The organism is Caballeronia udeis (assembly GCF_001544555.2).
Lineage (GTDB): Bacteria > Pseudomonadota > Gammaproteobacteria > Burkholderiales > Burkholderiaceae > Caballeronia > Caballeronia udeis.
The window spans coordinates 1-14,368 of sequence record NZ_FCOK02000103.1; the positions used below are offsets into that span (position 1 = coordinate 1).

The following is a 14,368-nucleotide window of genomic DNA, read 5'->3' on the forward strand; positions in this document are numbered from 1 at the left end:
GGCTACACCTAAACCCTAAAAATAGCCGAAACCCAATGCTAGCGGAGGTTTCGGCTAATTGATGGGGAAAAGTACGGGCTAGCTGGACCCATGCTTGCCGGCCGAACAGGTTTCCGTTCGAGTTGCCTAGGCCGCCATTTGCGGTATTGAGACCACTCTCGAGTTTGAAAGAAGCCTTGATTCCTCCCCCCAAATCTTCGATACCCGTCATGCCAAATCTCGATCCAAAAACCTGACCATCAATCATCGCGATCTGATGACCTCCGTCGCGGCCTGTCGATGGATTCAAGGTCTTGCTTGAATAAGACAATGCGTCATCGATGATCCCGTACAGCGTTACGCTGCTCTGCGCGTATGCGCAGCCTATCGATCCCGCGAACAACGCTGGCGCGACGGCGCTGCTCAGACCCATCCTTATGCGGTTGTTTCGCCTCACCCTCCGTCTCCTTTCTTGTCCCCTCTTTTATATAGTTATGCTATGTATAATAATTTAACGCGGTCGACACATCGATGGCACAACTCCGAAATTTGAAGAAGGGCTCGGCAGACAATGGAGACGTACAGGATCACGTGGGCAAGAATCGTGAAGGCGGAGCGCCCGCACGATTCTCGAATATCATCGATCTATGAACGCGTACAGTTCGAGAAGCTTTCCGTCTCGTGTAATCGCAATGTCGACGCCCGTTACGACCGTTCGATTGTTTTCAGGACCAAATCCCCAAGCGAGGCGCCCGATTCCATGCATGACGTCAACTGGTCCACGCTCAACAACCTCGAAATCGGGAAATCTTGCCTGTAACGTAGCGACCTTGCGGTTGATGGCGTCGAGTCCGACAATTCGGCCATCGGGATCGACGAAGCAGCCCTCCGGCAGCCAGATGGTTTCCAGTTCCTTCATGCGCGCAGCAGAATCTCGCTCGCCAAAAATGGCGAGCAGGTTTCGGCTCAGAAGCTCATTCACCGAGAACTGCATCGTGGACTCCTTTGAGTAATTGCGGATCAGGTTGAGCGATAGTGCGGCCGGCATACGATCCGTCGTGTTGAAGATTGCTGGACCGGTTAGTGTCGCGCGGCCAACGATACGGCGAAGCTGTCTTCCAGCAACAGGAGGCTTGCGATCTTCGTGCCGGCGAACGTGAGCACGATTGCAAACTCGCTATCGATCAATTTCCCAGTGGCTTTGATCCGCGAGTGCACGTGACCAAGAATGACCGCGCGATCGTCGCTTGCGAGAACCTCCTTGATATCGAAGCCGATGCCTTCGACCATCATTCGCGCATCTCGAACAAAATTCGAGACTGCCTCGCGCCCTGTCTTGCGCCCGATCCAGGGCAGCGCGCCTGGGTCGCCCGGAACATTCCAGTCGAGATCGGGTGTACACAACGACGCGATCTCATCAGGCGCCGCACCCGAGCGCAGTCTTTCAAGAAACTGCTGCGCGAGACGAAATTTTTCTTGCGAGCCCATCGTATCTCCTCCTGATGCCGCGCCCACATTCAGTTGAGCGCGGCGTCGAATGATCAGACCTGCGCGAGTCCGCCGTCGACGAACAGCTCGGCGCCCGTTACAAAACTGGCATCGTCGGATGCCAGGAAAGAGACCGCCTTGGCGATCTCGTCGGGAGTGCCAACCCTGCCAAGCGGAGTCGTCCCGGAGGCGTCCTTGGAATACGCGTCAATCTGCTCATCACTCATCCCGAGTTCGGTCTTGTAGGCAGGCGTGATGATGACTCCGGGGGCGACCACGTTGACGCGGATGTCACGGCCTTTGAGATCGTTTGCCCAGGAGCGCGTGAAGGCCCGCAAGGCCGCTTTGGTGGCGGCATAGACACTGAACGCGGGTATGCCCTTTACCGCTGCGATCGATCCTGTGATAACGATCGCACTACCCGCGCGCATGAATGGCAATGCGCTTTGGACTGTGAACAACGTGCCCTTCATGTTGATGCCGACATATTTGTCGAATTGTGCTTCGGTGATCTCGCCAAGGGGCACGAATTCGCCGCCGCCAGCATTGGCATAAAGGATGTCGATTCTTTGGTGAGCCTCCGACACGGTCTCCACAACGCGTTCAAGGTCGGCCGCAGAAGAGATGTCGCCGCGAATCGCGCGCGCGCCGTGGCCGATTTCCAATACTGCGGCATCCAGCTCCGCCTGACGTCGCCCGGTGATGAACACCGTGGCGCCTTCTAGCGCAAGGCGCTTGGCGGTGGCCAGACCAATTCCGGTGCTGCCGCCGGTCACAAGCGCAACCTTGCCCGCATGCTTGGTTGAATGAATGTTGTCGTAGAGTGAGGCTGTCATTTCAGGGTTCCTTTGCTACCTGCATGGACGAATGACCTCAGCTTACATTGCGTACACTTGTAGATAAATGCGTGTATTGTGGGCCTCTATGCACCTACGTGGATAATTGGAGGTGGTTCGATGGACCATTTGCAGGCAATTCGTGTTTTTGTCCGCGTTGTTGAGACAGGAGGATTTGGGCGGGCGGCCCTTTCTCTGAATATGCCCAACACCACGGCAAGCAAATGGGTCAAATCGCTGGAAACGCATCTTGGTGTAAAGCTGCTTGAGCGCAATACGCGGCGGGTCAGTGTGACGAGCGACGGCGCTGCTTACTTTGAGCGAGCGAGGCAACTGCTCAGTGAACTCGATGATCTCGAGGCTACAATCGGCCGGGAACAGGCGAGCCCCCGCGGGGTGGTGAGGGTCGACGTTGGAGGATCGACCGCAAGCTGTATCCTCATTCCCCAATTGCCGGCCTTTCTTGCGCGCTATCCCACGATGCGGATTCAGCTTAGCGTCACTGACCGCACTGTGGATCTTGTCGCAGAGAACATAGACTGTGCAATTCGAAGCACCTCCGATGACCCGGACGTCGTCGCGCATTCGATCGGCACGGCTGCATGGACGACATGTGCAAGTCCCGCTTATCTCGCGAAGTACGGTAGACCGAAACATCCGCGGGAAATCGTGGATAAGGACATGCCTGTTGTTGGATATTTCTCTGCAAGTACGGGTGTGACACAGCCCCTTGCCTTTCGCCGCGGCGAAGAGACGATAACGCTCGATCGCGTACGCAATGACGTTCTCGTCAGCGAGAGCAATGCACACCATGCAGCCGCACTGGCTGGTCTGGGGATCGTCCACACCATGGACTTCATGGTTCGCTCGTCCATTGAGAAAAAACAGCTCGTGCCCATTCTCGCGCAATGGCGGCCGGATCCGCTCGAGGTGTATATCGCATATCCGCCTAGCCGACGATATAGCACCAAGGTCAGGGTGTTTGCGGATTGGGCAGCTTCATTGTTCGCGTCTGCGTGAATTGGCAGACAACAATCAACCGATCGTCGGCAATCATCCCGTCGCCCGCATTGCCGCACCCCTATCCATGCAATCCTGCGTTCTCCCTTAAGGAGCGCGACCCTGATTCCGATCGAAACCTGTACCACTTGCTGATGACTGCCACGATCATCACGTATCCCACGCTGGCCGGTACACCTCGCGCGCTTCCACTGAAGTCGGATTCAACGGCAACTGTAATGTCGAATCCGTGATACTGATAAGTGTGACTCGTTGGTCACTCGCTCCGAGGTGCCCGCTAAGGCCGCCATACGTCGTCGGGTCCCAAAACGCCGATGTGCTAACTCTGTTGCCGTCGGCTCCTTGAGGAAGACGCTTGCTCCGGGTATCGCCGCGGTGATGACGCGCCTCGTGCCTGCCGCGAGACTTACTTTTCGGATCGTACTCGCGACGCCTTTGCGACGCTTGCGCGATGCCGCGGCGGCGCGGCCGGTCTCCGTGGCGCGCGCTGCGGCTTTGAACGTGTATCCGCACTCAAGCCAGGTGCACCCTGTTGCAGTAAAGGCAACATGGCATCACGGGTCATTACAAGGTGAGACTTAAGAACCGCCACCGCTGCGTCAGCATCGCCCGCGAGAATCGCATCAAGCAGTTCTCGATGCTCGGCGTCGAGTGCCCTGTTCTGACCGACTATAGGGAGCAACGCACGATGATAGAGCTCCGCGGCTTCCGCCAACTGTCGGACCATCTCGAACAAGCGCGGACTGCCACACGCACGCATCATCACGAAATTGAATTCGTCGTGACGGGCCATCCATTCCGGATTGAGGACGCCCGGTCTCCCCTCGGTCGTAAGCGGTTCCTTGCTTAACCGGTGATGTGCCGCCAACACTTCGGACTGCCACTCTATCGAGGCGCGAGCGATGGAGCGGCGCAACGCCAACTCCTCGAGCGTCGCCCTCTGGTCGATCAGATCGACTAAGTCTTCAGCCGAGAGGCCGCGCACGGCGAACCCAAACTGCGGCTCGAATTCGACAAGCTTCTCGCCCGCTAGCCGGTTCAGCGCTTCGCGGACGACATTGACGCTGACATCTTGCTCATGCGCCATGGCAGAAACTTTTAAACGCTGGCCCGGCAGCAGTTTTCCGTTGAGGATTTCCATCCGGATTGTGTCGAAGACCCGGCTGCTCAGGGTTCGCCCATCTTCTGCGTTTCGCATGCGATTGGTCAGCCTTTCAAAAATCCAATTCTAACACTGTGCTGCGGGCGAGGCCTTCCAATGGTTAACCCTCTTATTATTGTTTTTTTGTTCACAGAATGGATTGTTTGCATTAAAGTCGATTACGTGAAAATTGAGATGCCCGCTGAGGAGATCGCATGACCGAAGATCAATTTGATTTTGAGGGAACTCCCGTCACGTTTTATCGCGTAGGAGATGGTCCAACGTTGCTGATGCTGCACGGTTCTGGGCCGGGCGCATCGAGCGTCGGCAACTGGAGCAAGGTCATGGGCCCGCTTGCCCGCGATTATCAGGTGCTGGCAATGGATCTGATCGGTTTTGGCAAGAGCGGCCGAAAGCCGCAGCCGCCATTTTTCGACTATGACCTTTGGCTCAGGCAAGCGGAGGCGCTGCTAGACCTGACCGGGCAAGCGCAAGTGGGTGTCATCGGGCACTCGCTGTCCGGGTCGCTCGCGTTGCGCCTTGCCGCAAGCGATTCCCGCGTCGCCGCGTTGATGACGACGGGAACGATGGGCAAACCGTTCGTTGCAACCGACGCCACGCGCCGCACCTGGAAATGTCCGAGAAATCGCGAGGAACTGGTGCGTGCTTTGTCGGGCTTGATCCACGACACCAGCGTGATCGATGAAGCCTATTTACGTGCGCGCGAACCGGTCATTTTCGCGCCGGGTTATGCAGACTACTTCGACCAGATGTTCGAGGGTGATCCGGCCGAGTTCATTGCCGCTGCCGCCCTGGCGGATGACGAGATCGCCAGCATCCAGCAGCCCGTTTTGCTCCTCCACGGTCACGAGGACCCGGGCTTCCCATCGTCGATGTCGATCTCGCTTGCTGGGCAATTGACGCGCGGCGAATTGGTTCTGTTGCGCGACTGCTCCCATTCAATAGCGTTCGAGCGGAGCGAGACATTCTTGGCGCTCGCCCGAGATTTTTTCGGACGAGCGCTCAAAGGCAATTAGAGAGGATTTCATGCAGAAGAAAGGCTACATACTCAAAGGTCGAATCATCGACGGTACGCTTGCCGCGCCCATCGAACGCGGTGCGGTAGTCGTGGATGGCGAGCGGATCGCCTGGGTTGGTGAACTGGACGCTTTGCCGCACGACCACCTAAGCCGAGGGTACCAGGTTATCGATCTTCCCGATCGGTCGATCCTGCCGGGTCTGATCGACGCACATACTCATATCTCGTTTGGGGAGTCACGTTCAGAGGAGGAAAATGCGCTGTACACGCCCGTCGAGTTTCGTACAGCGAAGGCGCTGTACTACTCAAAAAAGATCCTGCAGGCCGGCGTGACTAGCGCATTCGATGCCGCAACGGCCTACAACATTGGTCAAGCGGTGCGAGACGCGATCGATACCGGCATGTTCGACGGCCCGCGCTTTACGATTTCTGGCAAGCAACTTACAACGCATCAAGGGCTCGAGGACTCGTTCCCAAACAACATGGAGTTCCCGCCGGGCCAGAGCGCCGTGTTGATCAAAACGCGCGACGATCTTGTCGAAGCAATCCGCTTCCAGGTCAAAGATGAGGTGGATGCGATCAAGGTCTCGGGCTCGAACGATAACCTGATCACGCCCGATGCACTTGGCTCATCCGCGTTTACGTTTGAAGAGTTCTGCATCATCGCCAACGAAACTCACCGGCTGGGACGCATTTGCAGCGTTCACGCGCGCTCGCGTGATTCTGCTCTCGACTCCGCGCGCGCTGGCTTCGACAACCTTTTCCACGCGTCCTACATTGACGACGCAGGCATTGAGGCGTGCCTCGAGAATAAATGCGTCATCACACCGACGCTCACCTTGCTGGTCAATCTGATCGACGCGAAGCAGTCCAATGCCGGGGCTTCGGGCTCAAGCGCATTTTCGCGGGAGGTGGAGGCAGCTACTGTCAATCTCAGGCGAGCCTATAAGGCCGGCGTGCCGTTGCTTGCCGGCAGTGAAAGCGGTTGGTCGCCGGTGCCATATGGACAATGGCACGCGAGAGAAATGGAGTTGTTTGTCGATTTGCTGGGCATGTCGCCCATTGAGGCAATTCACGCCAATACGCTGGCGGTCACGCGGCTTTTGCCGAGATACGGCCATGAAGTGGGCAAGATCGAGGCAGGACGGTTAGCCGATCTGCTCGTCGTGCCGGGCAACCCAGCCAAGGATATTCGAATCCTTCAGCGTCCGCGCTCGTTTGACTACATCTTCAAGGGTGGTACGCCGATCGACAGGACCCCGCAGGCGCCGCGTGTTCGCAAATGGTACGAGCGGCAAAAGACGTTCTTGAACGGCGTGTATGAATTTGACGAGGAAACCGGGCGAGGGCGTCTGACCTTGTAGAGAAGGAAAGGCTTCGAAGCATTTCGACCTATCTATTTATTTTGAATCGTTACCCCCAATGAAACTAGTCACTTTTTCCCGCCACCAAACCTCCCGCGTCGGCCTGATTACCGGCACTGACGAGTTAGTCGATTTAAGCGAAAGCGGTGTCGCTGCGAACATGAACGACTTGATCGACCGCTATGACACGCTCAAGGCATCGATTGAAAAGTGCGTCGCCGAGACGCCTAAGCGCCTGCGACTGGCAGATGTGAAGTTGCTGGCCCCGATTCCGAACGTGCGCCGCAATGTGTTCTGTGTCGGCAAGAACTATTTCGATCACGCCCAGGAGTTTTCGAGCAGCGGTTTCGACTCGAGTGCGGCACGCGGGGCCGTTCCCTCGCATCCGATCATTTTCTCGAAGCCACCCAGCTCCGTGAGCGGACCCGGAGATGCGATCGATACCGCACTGGACCCATACGATTCCGTCGACTACGAGGCTGAGCTGGCCGTCGTGATCGGTAAGCAAGGGCGTGTCAGCGCCGACGACGACCCGTGGTCGTTCGTGTTCGGAATTACGTTGGTCAACGATGTAACGTCGAGGGAGGCTCAGAAGATTCATAGCCAGTGGCTGCTCGGGAAAGGCCCCGATGGTTATTGTCCAATGGGACCTGCGATTGTCACCATGGACGATATCCGTAATGTTTCCGAGCTGAAACTGGAGTGTTTCGTCAACGGTGAGTTGCGGCAGTCCGCCTTCCTCAAAGACCTTATTTTTGACATTCCCACCTTGATTCGAACGATCGGCCGTTCCATCAGCTTGCAGCCGGGCGACGTCATCGCGACCGGAACGCCCGCCGGGGTCGGGCTTGGATTCTCGCCTCCGAAATATCTGAAGAGCGGCGACACGGTCAGTGTAGTAATGGAACCGGTGGGTCGCCTTGACAACGTGGTGATTTGATCAGTTCGCCGTGACCCGTGATGGCTCACGAAAGGCATGAGCTATCCGTGCTGAAGTCTGTATCTATAAAAGGAAGATAACGATGAGCAACAATGTCCAATACATAAACCCCGAAGGCGCTCCGCCAGCGCAAGGGCTTTACTCGCATATGACCCGTGTGAAGTCGGGCGACTTGATTTTTGTTGCAGGACAATTGTCGGTGGATAACGACGGAAAAATTGTCGGGAAGCACGACTTCGACCTGCAGTTCAAACAGGTCTTTGCGAATCTTCAGGCAGTGTTGAAAGCCGTCGGATGTGACTTCAACGACGTCGTGAGGTTCAACACGTTCATGGCACATGCGCAGGATATCGAGCACTTCATGCGCCTGCGTGCTGAGGCGTTCCCTCGATTCTTTGCCACCGACGTCTACCCGCCCAACACCCTGCTGGTAGTCGACCGGCTGGTGAAGGAAGAGTTCCTGGTCGAAGTTGAGGCCATCGTGCGGGCTCGGGACTAGATTTAACCGGAGCAATTACGCCTCACGGCACCCTGTTGCTAAGGCAGTAATGAGGCGGAAAGCGCGTGTCGATGGACTTGAAAATTTTCAATCGCGATAAGGTCATCATGAGCAATTATTCAAGCGAGCAGCTTCGGAACATGGTCCGCGAGGACCGTGTGCATCGCAACATGTACATCGATCCGGAAGTGTTCGAGATCGAAAAGGAGAAGATCTTCAAGAAGGTCTGGCTTTACGTCGGTCACGAAAGCCTCATCTCGAATCCCGGCGACTATTACTGCACGACGCTGGTGGGACAACCGGTCGTATTGAGCCGGAATGTCGACAACAGCGTTCACGTGATCTTCAATCGTTGTGGACATCGAGGCGCCAAGGTTTTGAACCGGAAGCGCGGCAACGCGAAACTGTTCTCGTGCATGTATCACGGATGGGGGTTTAAGCCGGACGGCCAACTCGCCGGCGTGCCCATGCGCGTTGACTTCCCTGAGAAAGCGTTGCAGGAGCCGCAGTCCGGCATGGTTTCGTTGCCGCGGGTCGAGAGCTATCGCGGTTTCGTGTTCGCTTCGTTTAACAAAGACGTCGAACCGCTCGCGGACTATCTCGGCGAGGCTCGACGGGGTATCGACGAACTGGTCGACCGCTCACCGGTGGGAAAGATTGAATTTGCCGCGGGCTGCCATCGATACCACTTCAAAGGAAACTGGAAGCTGCAACTCGAAAATCAGGCTGACATGTACCACCCCGCAGCTTGCCATGCTTCGACAGTGGGTCCCGACGGACGGCAGTTCCGGCGTCGCGCAGGCAAGGAGGGCGGGGACGCCGCCTTTTTTACCCCGGACGGTGAAGCGGTGGTCGCGCAGACGGGGGTACGGGGCTTCCTCAAGGGCCACAGCTCGGAGGCTTCCCTATTCGACAAGGAACAGTCGGGAGGTGTCTGGGACGACTACCGTACCCTGATGGTGGATGCCTACGGCGAAGAGCGTACCAAGGACATCCTGAAGAATCGCCGTCACTCGATGACCCTCTTCCCAAGCGTGGACATCTTGATCGCGCAAACGTCAGTGCGGGTGATCCGGGCCGTCGCGGTTGATCACACCGAAATCGAAGTGTGGCCCGTGCGTCTGACTGGCGCGCCTGACGTAATTTCGACCGACTTGGTCAAGTATCTCAATATCACCCACTCGGCGGCATCGTTCATTCAAAGCGACGACCTCGAAGCATTCGAGCGCTGTCAGGAAGGCCTGAAAACCGAGGGTGCTGAATGGTTCCTGGTCGCGAAGGGCATGGGACACGAAATCGACGAAGGAAAAGGCGTGCTGTTCGGCCCGCGCTCCAGTGAAGTTGGGCAGCGTGCGCAGCATTATGCGTGGCGCGACTTAATGGGCGCGTGAGTCCAAAGGATAGATAGCGATGAAAAATGATATTCAGATTCTGACGAAATCCCGCACCCCCCACCCTCGATTCGAAGAATTGAGAAGCTTCATCGAAGCCGAAGCGGATCTACTTGATGAACAGTTGTTCGAGGAGTGGTGCAACCTGTATGCGGAAGACGCCGTTTATTGGGTGCCTGCACAACGCGGACAGGAGTCGTGGACAACGCATGTGTCGCTGTACTACGACGACAAGCACACGATGAAAACCCGCGTGCAGCGGCTGAATCACTCGATGACGCATTGCCAGGAGCCCGAGTCCCAATGCGTGCGTGTGGTGTCCGGTGTCCGGTTGCAAGGCGTTTCCGATGACGGCTCGTTGTTCCTGGTCCGCTCGAAATTTTTCATGCTCGAGGATCGCCCGGACAAGCCGCAACGCGTGTTCGGCGGCAATTACGTGCACACGCTGCGTACTCACGGCGAAGACTTCCAGATCGTGCAGAAAAGGGTGGAACTAACCAACTGCGATCAGAGCTTCCCCAACTTGTCACAGCCTTTCTAAGTCTCCATGTCTGTCCCGCGTCACGTCGTGTTGCGGGACAGTCGGCCACGAGCCCATTCGTTCATGACGTCACATCGCTTGGCGCTTCGGGCGGCAGACTGGCCAGTCGCTAACGGAATCCATTCACTACTCGCCTGGAGCGCGTAATGCCAACAATAGTCCAAGGGTTTGCCGGTGCAGCCTCGACCGATCAGCCCGCGCAGTCGCTTGAGCAGATTGAAAGCATCTATCGAAAAATTACGCTTCGCGTAATTCCGTTTCTCTTCATTTGCTGGGTGATCAATTATATCGACCGCGTCAACGTGGGTTTTGCCAGAATTCCGTTGTCAAAAGACCTCGGCCTGACGGACGCTGCCTACGGGCTAGGCGTGGGGCTTTTCTTCATTGGCTATATTCTGTTCGAAGTGCCAAGTAATATCGTCATGGAGAGAATTGGGGCAAGAAAGACGATCACCCGCATCATGATTCTTTGGGGTGCCATTTCCTGCTCGATGACATTCATCACGTCGCCAATGCATTTTTATATCGCACGGATACTGCTCGGCGCCTCAGAGGCAGGGTTTTATCCTGGCATTATTCTTTATCTGACTTACTGGTTTCCGTCGGGCCGCCGCGCTCGCATCACGTCGCGATTTCTGCTTGCCATCGCGGTGTCAGGCATAGTCGGAGGACCGATATCCGGGTGGATTCTGCACAACATGGTCGGGACCTGGGGATTCAAGAACTGGCAGTGGCTTTTCGTACTGGAGGGCATACCTGCAATTTTGGCGGGGATCTTCGCCTATTTCTATCTTGAAGATGGGCCAAACCACGCCAAGTGGCTTACGCAGGAAGAGCGCGACCTGATCGCGCGGAACCTTCAGGCTGACGAGAACGTAAAATCCCACAGCAAAGGGCATCAGTTTTTCGACTTGCTGCGTGATCCACGAGTCTATGTCATTATCGCTGGTTACACCGTGGTTCCTTTGATCGGCACAGTTCTTAACTACTGGACTGCATCCATCATCCGTCAGTCTGGTATTCAAAACATCTGGCACGTCGGCTTACTGTCCGCGATTCCCTTCATCATCGGCGCGGCGGCGATGTTGATCAACGCGCGTCATTCAGACCGGACCCTCGAGCGTCGATGGCATTTTGCGGTCGCTACGTTCATTGGTGCGACGGGCTGCGTGCTGTTGCCGTTCGTCAGTACGAACTGGGTGCTATCAATCGCGTGCCTTGGGCTCGTCGGCATATCGTACTTTTGCGGCACCGGCACCTTCTGGACGATTCCTCCCGCCTATTTTTCAGGTGCGACTGCGGCGGCGGGCATCGCGTTGATAAGCAGCATGGGTCAATTTGGATCGTTGCTCGCGCCCATGTTGCTCGGATGGCTCAAGACGCATTCAAACAATATCGCCACCGGTTTGTATGTGATAGCAGCGATCAGTGTCGTCGGCGGCTTGATTGTCGTAATCGGTATTCCAAAGAGCGCGCTGCGCGAGCGACGGATTGAATAGATTCGACGGGGCCTGGTGGAGTCCCGCTGGCACTCTACGCCTTCGCAAACGAAAAGCTATTTGAAGCAGACCTGTCAGGCATATGTATTGTGGATTAGCGAGATTCGACATGGATGCGGATCTGGTTCACGTTGAGGTTTGCGACTGCTCGATGTGTCGCTCCATTTCGGATTTGAGCACCGGTCAATAGCAGACGAAGTGGCAAGCAATTGCTTCTATCCCCGGTGCGGTATTCAGCGGTTCAGACGACCATGAAGGGCTCCGGAAATGTGGAGCATCCATGTGCGATGTTTTGAAGGCGTGGATCTCGACTCGCTGCCCGTGATCCTGACGCGCGGCAGTCTGTTCGAGTTGAGCCGGTAACCGGTGCGTTAGACATTCACATGCAAAGACTCGATAACATGAAAAAATCCCAGCGCGGCGAGCGCGCGCCTGAGACTGCCCAAGCCCGATCCGCGCTTGGCGGATGCCCCGTGTTCGCCAGCTTTGTTTTTTTGCTCGGATGTGGTGTGATCTTGTCCTTTACAAGCCGCGTCGGGGCCGCAACGACGATTTTCTGTGTCGCGATCTTTCTGTTTATTCTGGACAAGGTGTCTGCAATTGATGCGCGCACGTCAAACGCAAATATCGAACTGCAAGCGTTGCAGCGAGCAATTTACCATCTGGATTGCGCTTGCGACGATCAACAGTACTACGGTCAGGCACTCTCTAAGGTAGAAGTGAGCGCTTCGGAAGGGGCGAGCCATGTCCGGCACGCTCGCTACGAACTGAAGCGTCTTTGCGAACAGGCCGAACGCGGATTGCTCAAGTGAGCATCAAGCGATCCGCGATTTGGCTCAGCAAATGGGTTTTGTCCAATAAGGATTGTTCGAGTCGAACAACTACGTAGGATGTGCTCACCTCGTTTTGCTCGCCCAATATGTTGGGGTTGCCGAGACGCAAATTTCTTTTTGCGACAACTCTCAAGCTGGATTATTTTTGGCCGCCTGGTTATGTCGCTGTGTACAAAGATGGTTGGAGAAAAAAATGGATCGACTGGGTATTTCCGCGAAATTGTGGTTGGCTGTTTCAGTCATGTGGGTAGGCCTGATCGTGCTCGGAACCTGGTCTGCGCTCGAAAGTCGCAGCACGATGCTCATCGAACGTTCGGCAGGGGTGCGAAATGTCGTGCAGAGCGCTGTCAGCATCACCGAAGACTACGTCAAGCGCGCCGAGCGTGGCGAAATGTCCACTGCCGATGCGCAACGTGAGGCACTCGCCCAACTTTCGACGATGCGCTACGGTAACGATGGCTATCTGGCAATCTTCGACGCTCAGCCGGTGATCCTGATGATTGGGAATGCGTCGCTCAAGAAGCTGGTTGGACAGAACGTCGGCGCTCGAACAGACCCTACAGGAAAGCACTTTTATGCGAATTTCATCGAGACGGGCGATGGCGGCGGCGGATATGTGAAGTATATCGGCACGCTTCCGAGCGGCGAAAGCGCGGAGAAAGCCAGCTATGTCGCGCCCGTCAAACAATGGGGATGGTATGTTAGTTCAGGCGTGTTCCTGAACGACGTCCAGCACCAGTTCTATACTAATCTTGCAAAATACTTCGCTATGGTCATCGGCGTCGGCGCAGTGGTATCTGTCGTTATGCTGGTGATTATTCGCACCGTTTCGCGCAGCCTCGGAGGTGAACCCGCTTACGCGGCCGAGGTCGTTGCGCGCATCGCGCAGGGTGATCTCACAACGCCGATCAAAGTACGTCCGGCTGATATGACGAGCCTGCTATTTGCAATGTCGACGATGCAGAAAAATCTCGGGCGCATTGTTGGTAACGTAAGAGACGGCACCGACGCGATGCGCACGGCGTCGCGCGAAATTGCTACAGGCAACACGGACCTTTCACAACGGACCGAGGAACAGGCTGCCTCGCTGGAACAGACTGCGGCGAGCATCGAGCAACTCACTGAGACAGTAAAGCAAACAGCGGAGAACGCGCGAGCCGCAGACGAGATGACGAAAAACGCCGCGAGCATTGCGCAGCAAGGCAAAAGCATGGTGGACGAAGTGGTCACGACGATGGATGCGATCATTACCGAATCGCAGAAGATGTACGAGATCATTGGTGTGATAGAGGGGATCGCTTTTCAGACGAACATCCTTGCGCTCAATGCAGCGGTGGAGGCCGCGCGCGCCGGTGGGCAGGGCCGGGGATTCGCTGTGGTGGCAAGCGAGGTGCGCTTACTCGCGCAGCGCAGCGCCGTAGCTGCCAACGAAATCAAGGGGCTGATTGAAACTTCCAACGAGAAAGTGAGCGCTGGCTCACAAGTGGTTGGACGGGCCGGAAACGCGATGCGAGACGTCAGCCAGGCGGTTAATCAGGTGACGCATGTCATGTCCGAGATTTCGGCTGCCTCGTACCAGCAGAGCACGGGCATTGAGCAGGTCAACCGCGCCGTGATGCACATAGACGAGATGACGCAGCAGAACGCGGCGCTAGTCGAGCAAGCGGCTGCGGCGGCCAACTCCCTTGAAGATCAGGCACAAGCGCTTCAACTAGCGGTCGAGGTATTCAGACTCGCCTGAGGGGCTGTGATGTGATAGATGACTCTCTCCCTTGTATCTTGAAGTTTATGATTTTTG

At 56.3% G+C, this 14,368-nt stretch carries 15 protein-coding genes; 10 read left to right on the forward strand and 5 right to left on the reverse strand.

Features of this window, described 5'->3' with window-relative positions; translation table 11 throughout:
- From AWB69_RS40680 to AWB69_RS40695, 4 genes are all read right to left on the reverse strand, one after another.
- Positions 1 to 436: porin (locus AWB69_RS40680; protein ID WP_231937397.1), on the reverse strand; the 436-nt coding region annotated here is incomplete at its 3' end.
- Between the two features lie 180 nt (positions 437 to 616).
- Positions 617 to 973, reverse strand: a complete 357-nt coding sequence (locus AWB69_RS40685; protein ID WP_063978018.1) for a nuclear transport factor 2 family protein — start codon at positions 971 to 973, stop codon at positions 617 to 619.
- An 86-nt stretch (positions 974 to 1,059) separates the two neighbouring features.
- Entirely contained in the window at positions 1,060 to 1,467 is a 408-nt protein-coding gene (locus AWB69_RS40690; RefSeq protein ID WP_062092426.1) for a nuclear transport factor 2 family protein, read from the reverse strand.
- Positions 1,468 to 1,520: 53 nt separating this feature from the next.
- A complete protein-coding gene (locus AWB69_RS40695; protein WP_062092427.1) occupies positions 1,521 to 2,303 on the reverse strand; it encodes a glucose 1-dehydrogenase in 783 nt (260 codons plus the stop codon).
- 120 nt (positions 2,304 to 2,423) lie between these two features.
- Here AWB69_RS40695 and AWB69_RS40700 point away from each other — a divergent pair, with 120 nt between their 5' ends.
- A complete protein-coding gene (locus AWB69_RS40700; RefSeq protein ID WP_062092428.1) occupies positions 2,424 to 3,323 on the forward strand; it encodes a LysR family transcriptional regulator in 900 nt (299 codons plus the stop codon).
- A 406-nt stretch (positions 3,324 to 3,729) separates the two neighbouring features.
- On the opposite strand, the gene AWB69_RS40705 is transcribed toward AWB69_RS40700, so the two are convergent.
- On the reverse strand, positions 3,730 to 4,521 hold the full coding sequence (locus AWB69_RS40705) for a GntR family transcriptional regulator (protein ID WP_062092429.1): 792 nt from the start codon (positions 4,519 to 4,521) through the stop codon (positions 3,730 to 3,732).
- 158 nt (positions 4,522 to 4,679) lie between these two features.
- Here AWB69_RS40705 and AWB69_RS40710 point away from each other — a divergent pair, with 158 nt between their 5' ends.
- The 9 genes from AWB69_RS40710 (at position 4,680) to AWB69_RS40750 (ending at position 14,311) form a co-directional block, all read left to right on the forward strand.
- Entirely contained in the window at positions 4,680 to 5,501 is an 822-nt protein-coding gene (locus AWB69_RS40710; RefSeq protein WP_062092430.1) for an alpha/beta fold hydrolase, read from the forward strand.
- Positions 5,502 to 5,511: 10 nt separating this feature from the next.
- Positions 5,512 to 6,867, forward strand: coding sequence for a metal-dependent hydrolase family protein (locus tag AWB69_RS40715; RefSeq protein ID WP_062092431.1), 1,356 nt, complete (start codon positions 5,512 to 5,514; stop codon positions 6,865 to 6,867).
- A 58-nt stretch (positions 6,868 to 6,925) separates the two neighbouring features.
- Entirely contained in the window at positions 6,926 to 7,807 is an 882-nt protein-coding gene (locus AWB69_RS40720) for a fumarylacetoacetate hydrolase family protein (RefSeq protein ID WP_062092432.1), read from the forward strand.
- 82 nt (positions 7,808 to 7,889) lie between these two features.
- Positions 7,890 to 8,306 (forward strand): RidA family protein, encoded by a 417-nt coding sequence (locus AWB69_RS40725; RefSeq protein WP_062092433.1) that lies wholly within the window; start codon positions 7,890 to 7,892, stop codon positions 8,304 to 8,306.
- Positions 8,307 to 8,377: 71 nt separating this feature from the next.
- Complete coding sequence (locus tag AWB69_RS40730) at positions 8,378 to 9,697, forward strand: aromatic ring-hydroxylating oxygenase subunit alpha (RefSeq protein ID WP_231937398.1); 1,320 nt, start codon at positions 8,378 to 8,380, stop codon at positions 9,695 to 9,697.
- A 19-nt stretch (positions 9,698 to 9,716) separates the two neighbouring features.
- On the forward strand, positions 9,717 to 10,238 hold the full coding sequence (locus AWB69_RS40735; RefSeq protein WP_062092434.1) for an aromatic-ring-hydroxylating dioxygenase subunit beta: 522 nt from the start codon (positions 9,717 to 9,719) through the stop codon (positions 10,236 to 10,238).
- A 146-nt stretch (positions 10,239 to 10,384) separates the two neighbouring features.
- Entirely contained in the window at positions 10,385 to 11,737 is a 1,353-nt protein-coding gene (locus tag AWB69_RS40740) for an MFS transporter (RefSeq protein WP_062092435.1), read from the forward strand.
- Positions 11,738 to 12,120: 383 nt separating this feature from the next.
- Positions 12,121 to 12,549, forward strand: a complete 429-nt coding sequence (locus tag AWB69_RS40745) for a hypothetical protein (protein ID WP_062092436.1) — start codon at positions 12,121 to 12,123, stop codon at positions 12,547 to 12,549.
- A gap of 202 nt (positions 12,550 to 12,751) precedes the next feature.
- On the forward strand, positions 12,752 to 14,311 hold the full coding sequence (locus tag AWB69_RS40750) for a methyl-accepting chemotaxis protein (RefSeq protein ID WP_231937399.1): 1,560 nt from the start codon (positions 12,752 to 12,754) through the stop codon (positions 14,309 to 14,311).
- The last annotated feature ends 57 nt before the right edge of the window (positions 14,312 to 14,368 follow it).

What these genes read in the sequence shown, in the direction of transcription:
- AWB69_RS40685 (WP_063978018.1), bottom strand. Translation starts at nt 973, where the DNA reads ATGCAGTTCTCGGTGAATGAGCTTCTGAGCCGAAACCTGCTCGCCATT.
- AWB69_RS40690 (WP_062092426.1), bottom strand. Translation starts at nt 1,467, where the DNA reads ATGGGCTCGCAAGAAAAATTTCGTCTCGCGCAGCAGTTTCTTGAAAGA.
- AWB69_RS40695 (WP_062092427.1), bottom strand. Translation starts at nt 2,303, where the DNA reads ATGACAGCCTCACTCTACGACAACATTCATTCAACCAAGCATGCGGGC.
- AWB69_RS40700 (WP_062092428.1), top strand. Translation starts at nt 2,424, where the DNA reads ATGGACCATTTGCAGGCAATTCGTGTTTTTGTCCGCGTTGTTGAGACA.
- AWB69_RS40705 (WP_062092429.1), bottom strand. Translation starts at nt 4,521, where the DNA reads ATGCGAAACGCAGAAGATGGGCGAACCCTGAGCAGCCGGGTCTTCGAC.
- AWB69_RS40710 (WP_062092430.1), top strand. Translation starts at nt 4,680, where the DNA reads ATGACCGAAGATCAATTTGATTTTGAGGGAACTCCCGTCACGTTTTAT.
- AWB69_RS40715 (WP_062092431.1), top strand. Translation starts at nt 5,512, where the DNA reads ATGCAGAAGAAAGGCTACATACTCAAAGGTCGAATCATCGACGGTACG.
- AWB69_RS40720 (WP_062092432.1), top strand. Translation starts at nt 6,926, where the DNA reads ATGAAACTAGTCACTTTTTCCCGCCACCAAACCTCCCGCGTCGGCCTG.
- AWB69_RS40725 (WP_062092433.1), top strand. Translation starts at nt 7,890, where the DNA reads ATGAGCAACAATGTCCAATACATAAACCCCGAAGGCGCTCCGCCAGCG.
- AWB69_RS40730 (WP_231937398.1), top strand. Translation starts at nt 8,378, where the DNA reads ATGGACTTGAAAATTTTCAATCGCGATAAGGTCATCATGAGCAATTAT.
- AWB69_RS40735 (WP_062092434.1), top strand. Translation starts at nt 9,717, where the DNA reads ATGAAAAATGATATTCAGATTCTGACGAAATCCCGCACCCCCCACCCT.
- AWB69_RS40740 (WP_062092435.1), top strand. Translation starts at nt 10,385, where the DNA reads ATGCCAACAATAGTCCAAGGGTTTGCCGGTGCAGCCTCGACCGATCAG.
- AWB69_RS40745 (WP_062092436.1), top strand. Translation starts at nt 12,121, where the DNA reads ATGCAAAGACTCGATAACATGAAAAAATCCCAGCGCGGCGAGCGCGCG.